We start from the raw sequence: 11,670 nt of genomic DNA, 5'->3' as shown, positions 1-11,670 counted from the left end.
GAACGTTTGACGGGAATTTTACTACGGCCATCACTAGTTTTTTGCCGACTGGGTTGAATCGTCCGGGTATGACCGTCGACGACTACCTGAGCGGTATCAGACAACGGGATTGGGAAGAACTGGAATCGGGCACGCTCCGCGTCGCCCTCGTGGGTCTCGGTTGGTGGACGCGCGAGCAGGCCGTCCCGGCGATTCGAGAATCGAAGTTCTGCGAGACGACCGTCGCCGTCAGCAGTTCCCACGAAAAGGCTGAGACCGTCGCCGACGATAGTCCGACCGTCAGTGCCGCCCTCACGTACGACGAGTTCGTGAACGGCGACGCGACCGACGAGTACGACGCGGCGTACGTCTGTACGCCGAACGCGTCTCACCTGCAGTACGTGTCCGCCGCGGCGGACCACGGGAAGGCGGTGCTCTGCGAAAAGCCGATGGAGGCGACGCTCGACCGCGCCGAGGAACTCGTCGCGGCCGCCGAAGACGTTCCGTTGATGGTCGCCTACCGAATGCAGACCGACCCGCAGGTTCGTCGGATGCGTGAACTCGTCCGCGACGGTGCCATCGGCGACCCGGTGGCCGTCCACGGCCACATGGAACAGCAGATGCTTGACGTCGTTTCGGGCAACCCGGACCAGTGGCGACTCGACCCCGACCTCGCCGGATACGGTTCGACGGTGATGGACCTCGGTATCTATCCGCTGAACACCGCTCGGTTCGTCCTCGACGCCGACCCCGTGAGCGTGACCGCACAGATGCACTCCGAACACGAGGCGTTCGACGACGTTCCGGACGAACACGCCACCTTCTCGCTCCGGTTCGACGACGGCACGTACGCCGCCTGCACCGTCAGCCAGAACGCGCACCTATCGGGCGGGGTCCGAGTTATCGGCACCGAGGGCGAACTGCGTCTCGACCCGGCGTTTTTGGGTGCCACTCCACAGACGCTCACGCTCCGACTGGCGGACGGCCGCGAGATGGAGATCGACGACGGCCGCCGCGACCTGTTCGGCGACGAGATGACCGAGGAGTTCGACTACTTCGCGGACCGAGTCGTTCGAGGGGTCAAGCCGACGCCCGACGGCGAACACGCCCTCGTCGATATGCGGACGCTCGCCGCCATCTACGAGGCCGCCGAAACCGAGAGATGGGTGTCGGTCGAGTGAGCGACTCGGACGATATCTCCCGAGTCGCAACCTTTACTACTGACCTCTGGGAATCCATCGCATGCAATGGTTGACCATGCGAAGCTCTGCGACCCGAACGCGGAGTATACGATGCGTGACCTCTCCGCCGAGACGATGGGCCTCACCAACCGACGCGGCGGGGTCCGCGACGCGGAGATAACCGACGTACAGACGACGATGGTGGACGGCAACTACCCGTGGATTCTCGTTCGCGTCTACACCGACGCTGGCGTCGTTGGAACCGGCGAATCCTATTGGGGCGGCGGCGACACGGCCATCATCGAGCGGATGAAGCCGTTTCTCGTCGGCGAGAATCCGCTCGATATCGACCGACTCTACGAACATCTCGTCCAGAAGATGTCCGGCGAAGGCTCCATCTCCGGGAAAACCATCTCAGCCATCTCCGGTATCGAAATCGCCCTGCACGACCTCGCAGGGAAACTCGTCGAACTCCCGGCCTACCAACTCGTCGGCGGGAAGTACCGCGACGAGGTTCGGATATACTGCGACTGCCATGCGGGAGACGAGTCGGAACCCGAATCGAACGCGGCGGAGGCGGAACGCGTCGTCTCCGAACTCGGCTACGACGCAATCAAGTTCGACCTCGACGTTCCTTCGGGGTACGAGAAGGACCGCGCGAACCGCCACCTTCGCGGTCCCGAGATAGACCACAAGGTCGAAATCGTCGAGCGAGTCTGTGAAACGGTCGGCGACCGCGCGGACGTGGCGTTCGACTGCCACTGGTCGTTCACGAGCGGTAGCGCGAAGCGCCTCGCCCGCGAACTCGAAGCGTACGACGTGTGGTGGCTCGAAGACCCGATTCCGCCGGAGAATCACGACGTACAGCAGAAGGTCACGGAATCGACGACGACGCCCATCGCCGTGGGCGAGAACGTCTATCGAAAGTTCGGTCAGCGGACGCTCCTTCAACCGCAGGCGGTGGACATCATCGCGCCGGACCTGCCCCGCGTGGGCGGGATGCGCGAGACGAGAAAGGTCGCCGATCTCGCGGACATGTACTACATCCCCGTCGCCATGCACAACGTTTCTTCGCCCATCGGAACCATGGCGTCCGCACAGGTCGCGGCGGCGATACCCAACAGCCTCGCCGTCGAATACCATTCCTATCAACTCGGTTGGTGGGAGGACCTCGTGGAGGAGGACGACCTCATTCGGGAAGGGAGGATGGAGATTCCCGAAGAACCGGGCCTCGGCGTGACGCTCGACATGAACGCCGTCGAGGAGCACATGGTCGAAGGTGAGGAGTTGTTTGACGAAGCGTGAGCTTCGTCGAGCCAGCAAAGCTCTGCTTTGCGTCGTTTGATGAGGCGTGATCCTCACCAAGCCAGCGGGGTTCTACTCCGCGCTGTTTGACGAAGCATGAGCCTCGTTGAGCCAGTGAGCCGCTGGCTCGCGCGGGTCGTCTAAGCGTCGAAGGAACCCGTTTCGTCACCGGCAAAACGGGTTTCTCCACGGCGATACTCTTTTAACACCTTCCGCTCATCACTGTGTATGCGCTATTACCGACTCCCCGGGGGAGAGCCTCGCTCATCCGCGGATACGTTGGTCGTGATCGACGACGACGGAACCGCATACGACCTCACGTCCGTCTCAGCTGACCTCAGTTCGTTCAGGGCGCTCGCTCGCGCGGCGAACGCGAACGACACGTCCATCGATACCGTCGCTCGAAACCGCCTCGACGACGCCGACCGCATCGAGTTCGACGACGCCGACCGGAACATCCGCCAACCCATCGTCGCCGACGAGGTGTGGGCGGCGGGCGTCACGTACCGAATCAGCGAGGAGGCGCGCAAAGCCGAGAGCGGCAAACCGGAGGTGTACATCGACGTGTACGACAGCGGGCGACCGGAGCTGTTCATGAAGGCAACGCCGTCGCGGACGGTCGGTCCGTGGGAGAATATCGGCGTGCGTGGCGATTCGGAGTGGGACGTTCCGGAGCCCGAGCTCGGCATCGTCCTGCACCGCGGCGAAGTCGTCGGCTACACGGTCGGAAACGACGTCTCCAGTCGGGATATCGAGGGAGAAAACCCGCTGTTCCTTCCGCAGGCGAAAGTGTACGACCGGTGTTGTGCCATCGGTCCCTGCATCGCTTCGTCGGAAACGGTCGGCGACCCGCACGACCTCTCGATGTCCCTCTCGATACGACGCGACGGGGAGACGGTGTACGAGGGATCAACCACGACGAGGGAGATGGTGACCACCTGCGAGGAACTCGTCTCGTACCTTCGACGGCACAACAGCCTCCCCGAGACGTTGGTTCTGCTCACGGGAACCGCGCTCGTACCCCCGGAGTCGTTCACCCTCACCGAAGGCGACGAAGTTATCATCGATATCGACCGAATCGGGCGGCTCGTGAACGGGACGGTTACGGTCTGACCAGACGACAACCGGCGACGCGACCGGATAGAGACGTCTCTCTCCGAGAATCGACCCCGACGTGATACCGTCACGCGACTCGTGAGGGATCCGTTCCCAATACCAGAACGAGCCAGGTGCCAGCGTCGATGTCCGTCAGGTTTCGAAACGGCCGATAGCCGAAAGATAGACGCCGGTATTCGCCGGAGACGGGGAAATCCGACACCGAAATCCGTCGGGTCGGACCGCGAATTCGTTCTGATATAGAGAACAAAGTTCGGTCGAAGCGGTCGAGGAAACGGTGACGCCGCTTTTCCTCGCGCAAGAGATTACAATACTATTGTTGTAATGTTAGGGGTCTTCGGAAGTCCCGTTCGACCGCGGTGGGTCGAAGACGTCGAGATGCGGTGCGTTTTCGATGCCAGAACCGGGTTTTCCGTTTCACCCGTCGGACACGGTACGTTCCACTCCTCGTACGTTTTCGCCCGTCGAGTGCGAGCGACGGGCGTTCGGTACGGACGGCGGTCGGCGCTACGCGGTCACCTGTTCGGCCAGGTTGTCGATGTCCTGCAGGTCGTTCGGCACCAAGACCAACCGAAGTCGCGGGCGGCCGACGTCGATGGGGACCTTTTCCGTCTCTATCAGGCCACGGTCTTCGAGCCGCGTTTTCGTCCGCGAAAACGTGGCTTTACTCGCGACGCCGGTATCCTCTCCCCATTTGCTGATGTCGTAGAGCAGTTCCTCGTTGTTCGCTCCGACCAGCAATGCGATGGCGACCTCATCGAGTTCGTCGTCCTCCCCCGGAATCGTGTCAACCGACTCGACGACCATCATGAAATCGTCCTTGACGTCTTCTCCGAAGTCTTCGTCGAGCGTTTCTTTCACGCGGGAGAACGGCGGGGTTCGCAAACTGAACGTATCGCCCGTCTCCCACTCGTCCATGAACGTCGTCCGAACGTTTTCGACCAACTCCTCGTCAGACGACTGCAGCCCCGTCAGTTTCCCGTCCAAGGTTATCACCGTCACGACGAGGTCGTCGCTGACGAGCAGGGAATTCCGTGCGATATCCGAGGTCGTCCGGAGTGTCAGTACCTCCTGTTCGACTAAATCCGCGACGCGACTCGCGAGGATGAAGTCCTCGACGGCCGATTTCAGCACGTCCGAACTGGCGAGCACCTTGAGGTCGGGGAGGTCGATGTCGGATTCGACCGCCGTCAGTATGAGTGCTCGGAACACGGGCGGTGCGGGATTCACTATCAGGACGGAATCCGCATCTTCGAACAGCGAGCGAACGGTTTCTTCGAATTGTTGATCGACGACGGTTGTTTCGGATAGCATACATCCACCATGGAGCGGAGGTATCTTTGTTTCGACCACATTACTAATCGAAAGAGGCGGCTAAAAATAGCGGATGGAACGGATTAACTTGGGGTGTGGAGAAATGCGAAAAGTCTCAGAACACGACGGGTCGATTTGTTACCGATGTGAGACCACTTACTGAATTCGGTCTCGTGAGTGCATCCTGCTAGGCCTCCCAAAACGTATAAAAAATCGGTGAAGAGAGAAGATGAACGACACGGTTAGTTCCTTTTTGAGATATAGAACTCGGTATAGACGGACTGTATCGGGTGATAATCCGAATATCTGTTTCACGCATTTCAGAAACGACCTCGAACCAACCACCTCCCGAACTGTCAATTTGGGAGTTCGTTCTCGGTCTCGGGTCCCGGGTACCGGTATCGATATCACGAGGGCGTCCGCAAGTTCGCTCGGACTACCCGCGGTAGCGTGCGCAATCCTCGGTTATAGTCGGCGATTACCACCGTGTTCACTGCCGGATACGGCCCGAGAACGCTTCGATAGCGACGGTCGCCGAAAATCGGGGTCGAGGGTGACCGCTACCGTCCCGACGCCTCGATGATCTCGACCGGGTGGCGAACGTCGGTGGACAGGAGGTCCACGAGTTGCTCCGTACAGGAGGTCCCGGAGGCGACGATGGTCCGGTCGGTCTCGCCCTCGAACTGGTCGCGGAGCGTCTCCCCGACGTCCATGCTCAACTCGTAGTACTCCGATTTGTACCCGAAACTTCCGGCCATGCCGCAACACTCCACGTCCGACGTAACGACGTCGTAGCCGAGGCGCTCGAAGACCGCCTCGGTGTAGGCGTCCACCCCGAGCGTTCGCTGCTGACAGTGGCTGTGATAGGCGAGTTTCGTGCCCGGACTCGCAAGCGCGTCGACGTCAGCGCCGTTTTCCAGCAGTCCGAACACGTATTCGAGCACCTCGTAGCTGTTCCCGGAGAGGGTTTCGAAGGCGCGCGCGGGGAGCAACTTTTCGTACTCCCGTCGGAACATGGCGAGGTCGCTCGGTTCGATGACGACGACGTCGCGGCCGCGGTCGATGTGCCGACGGAGGTGGTCGAACACGCGACGGGCCTTCGATTCAGCGGTGTCGACCATCCCCTGCGAGAGCGGTGCGCGTCCGCTTCCGGGAACGTCGGGGACGACGACCTCGACGCCGAGGGATTCGAGGAGGGACACCGCCGCCTTCCCGCGGTCAACGAGGACGTAGTTCGTGTACACGTCGGGATACAGGACGGTGGTTCGGTCGGCGTCGCGGACGCGGCTCCCGCCACGCGCCGCGAACCACTCGACGAGCGATTCGCCCCGGAAGGTCGGCAGGTCGCGGCGGCGGTCGATACCCGCGAGTCGGCTCATCGCGGCACGGACGGGAGACGAACCGAGCAGTCGATTCGAGACGGGGGCGGTTTTGCTCGCCACCGTCGCCAGCGTCTCGAAGTTGCCGAACGCCCGCTTCTGGAGGTCGAGACCCGCGGGTTCCTCGTCCGGCGTCAGCCCTTCGACGAGGAAGTCGAACTCGGAGGGGTCGTGTTCGCGGTTGAGTCGGTCCCGGACGACCGTGTTTATCCACGGGATGTCTATTTTCACCGGGCAGGCGTTGACGCAGCGCGAGCACCCCGTACAGAGGTCGTTGAACTCGCCCGCGCTCTCGATGCCGTGGACGCCGGTTTCCCAGCCGGTGGCGATGCCGCCGGTGTACGTCTCGCCGCCGAAGGCGTGGCCGCCGACGTGCTGGAAGTTCGCACAGGAGTTCGCACAGGCACCACAGCGGATGCAGTACAGCGTCTCGCGCAACTGGTCGTCCTCGCGCATCGCCATGCGGCCGTTGTCGATGAGGACGAGGTGGAACTCCCGGTCGCGCTGGGGTCCGAATCCCGGCTCGTCGGGGTGCTCGAAATCCAACGTGGGCGAGTCGGTCGGCGGGCTGAACAGCGAGACGTACTGGGCGATGTCCTGGCCCGTGGCCGACCGGGCGATGAGTTCGACGAACGGCCCGAGCTCCGACAGCGACGGGATGACTTTCTCGACGCCGGTGACCGCGATGTGGGTATCGGGCGTCACCGCACACTTTCGCGCGTTCCCCTCGTTGGTGACGAGCGTTATCGTTCCCGAGTCGGCGAGGACGAAGTTCGCGCCGGTCATGCCGACGTCGGCGTCGCGGATTCGCTCGCCGAGGTAGTCCCGGGCGAAGTCGGTGAGCTGTTCGGCCGTCTCGAACGGTTCGTCCGGGTCGAAGTACTCGTTGAAGAGGTCGGCAACGTCGTCGGTCGTTCGGTGGAACGCAGGTCCGATGAGGTGCGACGGCGCTTCGTCCGCGACTTGGATGACGAACTCGCCGAGGTCCGTTTCCCAGACGTCGACGTCGTCGGTTTCGAGCGCCTCGTTGACGTCGAGTTCCTCGGTCGTCATCGACTTGCTCTTGACGACGGATTCCGCGTCGGCATCGTCGGCGACGGTTCGGATGTACGCGTTCGCGTCCGCGGCGTCGTCGGCGACGTACAGGTGGCCGCCGTTGTCCTCGACCGACTCGCGGAGGGTTTCGATCAGTTCGGGAAGTCGGTCGATGGCGTCCTCCTTGATGGCGCGCGCTTCCTCGCGGACCGCTTCGTACCCGTCGAACTCCTCGACCGCGTCGTAGCGTCCCTCGTTGAAGTGCGTCGTGTTCTCCTGAACGCTCTCTCCCTCCGTTTCCAGCAGGTGGCGAATTTTCGCCGCCGTCCGGCGTCGGCTCTCGCCGCTCATCAGCGTCCCTCCACGACGATGACGCGGACGTCGCCCGGCCCGTGAACGCCTTCCACGAGCGCGCCCATGTCGCCCGTGGCGCTGACGCCGGTGGCGAAGACGGCGGACCGCCGACCGGCGTCGAACTCGCCGTCGAGCCGTTCGAGCGCGTCTCGAACATCGGGAACGATGTCGCTCTCCCGAACCACGGCGACGTGACGAGGGGGATAGAGACTGACGGGTTCGGTCCCCTCGGCGGACGATTGCAGAAGGAGACTTCCGTGTGCCGCGACGCCGAGCGCGGCGGGCGTGACGCCCGTCTTCGCGTCCGCGAGTTGTCCCGTGGACGGCGAACGCGTCACGTCCGCGTCGCCCAAATCTAGTCCGTCGATGTCCAGTGGGACGCCCACCGCGGGCGCCTCGATTGCCGCGTCCAGCGCGTCGGGGAAGTCATCGACGGTCGTCACTGTGCACGGCACGTCGAGCGTCCGTAACGACGATTCGAACGTCGCGGTCGATTCCGTCGGCATGTTTGGGTCGTTGTGGTGGCGGCCTAATAACCATTCCCGTGGCGGCGATGTTCCACGCGTTTCCTCGGAATCGCCGTCTTCCTGCCGCGATATCGATGCTTCCCTTCGACCCGTGTGTGGATTTCCGTTCGCGCACGTCGAAGAACCAGCGTGGCCGGTGGGACGGTCACCGACCGTCCACATCCGTCCAAACGGTCCGCCAAATATTCATTACAGAACTAGTGGTGTAATTCTCTATCGAGTCGGTAAACGCGAATCGTTCGAACGTTCCGAGCGCCACAGATGGTTTGATAAATTCAAACAGAAGACGGACCGGGACTACCCGTAGAAAAACGCGCGACTGCACGACGAACCGTAGCTGAACGAGGTCGTTTCCGTCCGAACCACCAGTTGTTCACGAATAAATAGAACGTTCGTTGTTCCGGAAAGCTCGTCAGCCCGTGTGAGCGTCCCGACGGTACACCGATTTTTGTTTTAGGATATCAAACGGAGAGGGAAGTCAAATCAAGGAATTTGACGATTTCAAACGAGAAGCGGTAGTTCACACTCACTCCCACGCCACCGGAATCGGTGCGAGACGCGCGATATTTGCCGTTTAGGTGCGCGCTTTGTCCTTTCACGGAGCGGTTCCGTCCCTCGTCACGACGGCGTATTCGGAATCAGTATTCACATTATTTGATAAAGTCAAACACCTCCGCCGCTCACTTCGACGGCGAACCATTATCTCATCGGTGTCGAAGTCGCAAATATTCGTCCGGAAACGCGAGAATCATCGGTCGCGTATCCGTGGTAACCAGACGGACTATCCGACGAACTACCGGAGCGGCCGCGGAAAGCGTGAGCGTTGCGGGTGTCGCCGCGGGAAGTCCGGCAACCCGTGCACGGACCGCCGAGTGGGGAAGAACGAAAACGAAGTGAGCGGTTCGGTCAGTACGTCTCGGCGAGGTGGCGAACGGAAATCGTCCCTTTCAACTCCTCGTCGGATACGTCACGCTCTGATTCGTACGCGAGCGTCCGCTCCTCTCCCGGCGCGAGGTGGAAATAGTTGTCCTCGAACCGCCCGCGCCCGTCGCTTCGCAACTCGACGAAGAGCGCGGCTTCGGGGGCGCGAACGATTGCGTTTCCGTCGCGCACCGTCAGTTCGATGTCGGAGTCCGGCAGCGAGAGCCGTTTGTACGGGACGAGCGTATGATACGCGGTCGAATCGATGTCGAGAGTCGCCGAGGTCGCCCGGAACAGCACCTCCGAGCGCGCGGCGTCGCCGAGCGCGGTTTCGACGTCGACGGTGCCGATTCGGTCGCTCCCGTCTCCGTGTACCTCGGCGGCGAATTCGGTTTCGAACAGGTGCTCGCCGTCCATCGTGACGGCTTCCACGCGGACCGTCCCGGAAATCGGCTCGCGGCCGTCGTTCGTCACCCACAGTTCGAGGTCCTCCTCCTCCTCGACCATCGAAACCAACGTCGGTTCGTAGAACCGCCGCGCGATGTGGTGGAGCGCCTTCCACTCGCCGCCGTATTCGACGGACGACCACGACGCGCACTGCCAGAGGTCGTTCAGCTGCCAGTAGAGCGTCCCCATGCAGTGTGGTTTCCGCCGTCGCCAGTGTTCGACCGCGGTACGGATGGCCAAGCCCTGCTGAATCTGGCTCAAGTAGACGAAATCGTCGAAGTCCGACGGCATGCGGAAGTGGTCGGCCATCCGTTGGAGGATGCGCTTGTTGCCGACCTCGTTACGCTGGTGGTGTTCCATCAGCGGCGCGGTCGGATTGTGCTGGTCGGTCGGAACCACGTCGGCCAGCGTTTCGACCGAGGGGAAGGACTGATAGCCGAACTCCGAGACGAACCGCGGTTCCGTCTCCAGAAACGCCGAGAACGGTTTCCCCTCGTGCCAGACGCCCCAGTAGTGGATGTCTCCGCATCCTTCGTCCTCCGGGTCGAGCCTGTCGGGACCGCTGGACGGGGAGGCAGACCAGTACGGACAGGACGGGTTCTCCTCGTCCACGACCGCTCCGAGGGTTTCCCTGAACAGGCCGTCGTAGTCGTCTTCGAGTCGGTCGATGTGGTCGCTGTCCGCGAACCAGCTCTCCACGCCGACTTCGAGTTCGTTGTTGCCGCACCACAGCGCGACCGAGGGATGGGTCGAGAGACGACGGACTTGATAGCGCGCCTCCGCCTCGACCGAGTTCACGAACGCGTCGTCGCCCGGATACAGCGCACAGGAGAACATGAAGTCCTGCCAGACGAGCAGTCCCTTCTCATCACAGAGGCGATAGAAGTCGTCTCGTTCGTAGTAGCCGCCGCCCCAAACGCGAACCGCGTTCATATTGGCGTCGACGGCGCTGGAGAGCAAGTCGTCGTACGTTTTCGTGGTCACGTTTCGATACATGGCGTCGGCGGGAATCCAGTTCGCGCCGCGGGCGAAAATCGGCTCGCCGTTCACGCGGAGGTGGAAGCCCTCGCCGTCACCGCCCCCGTCTGGCGGTCGAACGAGTTCGACGTCACGAAACCCGATCCGTTCGGTCACCGAGTGAGCGGTGTCGCCTTCGACGGTCACGCCGAGGTCGTACAGCGGTTGGTCGCCGCGACCCGCGGGCCACCACAGTTCCGGCTTTTCGACGGTCATCGACAGCGCGATTTCCCCGTCACCGTCGAGCGTCACCCGCCGACTCGCCGACGCGTCGGTTCCATCGACCGCCGCGGAAACCTCGTACTCGCCGGGGGTCGGCACCGAGAGTCCGACTCGAACGTCGAGTTCGACGTCCCCTTGGTCGTGGCGCTGTACGGGCGTTACGTGGTCGATTCGCGGCGACGAGTGAGCGACCAGTCGGAGGTCGCGCCAGATGCCGACCGTGGGAAGACACGGCCCCCAGTCCCAGCCGAAATGACACTGGGCCTTTCGGATGAAGTTTCGAGCGGGCTGGTCGACGGGATAGCGAAGCGTGGGCACGTCGTACGGGTGGTCCGCTGCCCGCTCGGCCGCGTACTCGACTGGCGAGCGAAACCGGATTCGAACCTCGTTTTCCCCCGCGGTCAGGGCGTCGGCGACGTCGAACACGTGTCGTCGGAACATGTTTTCGGCCCCGCCGACGATTTCACCGTTGACGTAGACGGTCGCAACGGTGTCCAGACCGTCGCACTGAAGCACGACCCGCTCGTGGTCGAGGAACGATTCGTCGACCGTCACGACCCGGCGGTACTCCCAGTCCGATTCACCGACCCACTGCAGGTCGAGTTCGTTGTCGTTTTCGTACGGGTCGTCGATCTCGCCCGCGCTCAGTAGGTCTCCGTATATCCCACCGGGAACGGTCGCCCCGCGCCAGCGTTCGTCGCCGGAACGTCGAAACTCCCAGCTCCCACTAAGGGTGGCTGTCTGCATACTGCTACCAAATTTCGACGGGGAGATATAATACTTCCCCTCTCGACGATGCGACGGAAACCGCCACCCCAGAAGAACGGATCGACAGCGGGGTCGTCGAAACGGGATACGACGACCGGGCCGCTT

At 62.4% G+C, this 11,670-nt stretch carries 7 protein-coding genes; 3 read left to right on the top strand and 4 right to left on the bottom strand.

The genetic code is table 11. The annotated features are described in order from the left end of the window. The first annotated feature begins 68 nt into the window (after positions 1–68). The 3 genes from gfo6 (at position 69) to V5735_RS22375 (ending at position 3,578) form a co-directional block, all read left to right on the top strand. On the top strand, positions 69–1,160 hold the full coding sequence (gene gfo6, locus V5735_RS22385; RefSeq protein ID WP_423746866.1) for a D-xylose 1-dehydrogenase Gfo6: 1,092 nt from the start codon (positions 69–71) through the stop codon (positions 1,158–1,160). A 66-nt stretch (positions 1,161–1,226) separates the two neighbouring features. After that, positions 1,227–2,465: a mandelate racemase/muconate lactonizing enzyme family protein gene (locus V5735_RS22380; protein ID WP_423746865.1), complete on the top strand. Its 1,239-nt coding sequence runs from the start codon at positions 1,227–1,229 to the stop codon at positions 2,463–2,465. A gap of 228 nt (positions 2,466–2,693) precedes the next feature. Then, complete coding sequence (locus tag V5735_RS22375) at positions 2,694–3,578, top strand: fumarylacetoacetate hydrolase family protein (RefSeq protein ID WP_423746864.1); 885 nt, start codon at positions 2,694–2,696, stop codon at positions 3,576–3,578. A 510-nt stretch (positions 3,579–4,088) separates the two neighbouring features. Here V5735_RS22375 and tbsP read toward each other — a convergent pair. The 4 genes from tbsP to V5735_RS22355 form a co-directional block, all read right to left on the bottom strand. Further along, on the bottom strand, positions 4,089–4,895 hold the full coding sequence (gene tbsP, locus V5735_RS22370) for a transcriptional regulator TbsP (RefSeq protein WP_423746863.1): 807 nt from the start codon (positions 4,893–4,895) through the stop codon (positions 4,089–4,091). 560 nt (positions 4,896–5,455) lie between these two features. Then, positions 5,456–7,660: an LUD domain-containing protein gene (locus V5735_RS22365; RefSeq protein ID WP_423746862.1), complete on the bottom strand. Its 2,205-nt coding sequence runs from the start codon at positions 7,658–7,660 to the stop codon at positions 5,456–5,458. Further along, positions 7,660–8,169 carry an LUD domain-containing protein gene (locus tag V5735_RS22360; RefSeq protein ID WP_423746861.1) on the bottom strand — a complete coding sequence of 170 codons (510 nt, stop codon included), beginning with the start codon at positions 8,167–8,169 and terminating at the stop codon, positions 7,660–7,662. The genes V5735_RS22365 and V5735_RS22360 overlap by 1 nt, the downstream gene beginning before the upstream one ends. A gap of 927 nt (positions 8,170–9,096) precedes the next feature. Then, the gene (locus tag V5735_RS22355; RefSeq protein WP_423746860.1) at positions 9,097–11,544 is read right to left on the bottom strand and encodes a beta-mannosidase; all 2,448 of its coding nucleotides are present in this window, start codon (positions 11,542–11,544) and stop codon (positions 9,097–9,099) included. Between the last annotated feature and the right edge of the window lie 126 nt (positions 11,545–11,670).

Origin of the sequence: Haladaptatus sp. SPP-AMP-3 (genome assembly GCF_049568665.1) — an archaeon.
Lineage (GTDB): Archaea > Halobacteriota > Halobacteria > Halobacteriales > Haladaptataceae > Haladaptatus > Haladaptatus paucihalophilus.
The sequence above is the reverse complement of the archived record's forward strand: the minus strand, read 5'-3'. Positions and strand labels throughout refer to the sequence as shown.

Bases quoted from the DNA above. Each gene is read 5' to 3' on its own strand.
- gfo6 (WP_423746866.1), top strand. From the start codon at position 69: ATGACCGTCGACGACTACCTGAGCGGTATCAGACAACGGGATTGGGAA.
- V5735_RS22380 (WP_423746865.1), top strand. From the start codon at position 1,227: ATGGTTGACCATGCGAAGCTCTGCGACCCGAACGCGGAGTATACGATG.
- V5735_RS22375 (WP_423746864.1), top strand. From the start codon at position 2,694: ATGCGCTATTACCGACTCCCCGGGGGAGAGCCTCGCTCATCCGCGGAT.
- tbsP (WP_423746863.1), bottom strand. From the start codon at position 4,895: ATGCTATCCGAAACAACCGTCGTCGATCAACAATTCGAAGAAACCGTT.
- V5735_RS22365 (WP_423746862.1), bottom strand. From the start codon at position 7,660: ATGAGCGGCGAGAGCCGACGCCGGACGGCGGCGAAAATTCGCCACCTG.
- V5735_RS22360 (WP_423746861.1), bottom strand. From the start codon at position 8,169: ATGCCGACGGAATCGACCGCGACGTTCGAATCGTCGTTACGGACGCTC.
- V5735_RS22355 (WP_423746860.1), bottom strand. From the start codon at position 11,544: ATGCAGACAGCCACCCTTAGTGGGAGCTGGGAGTTTCGACGTTCCGGC.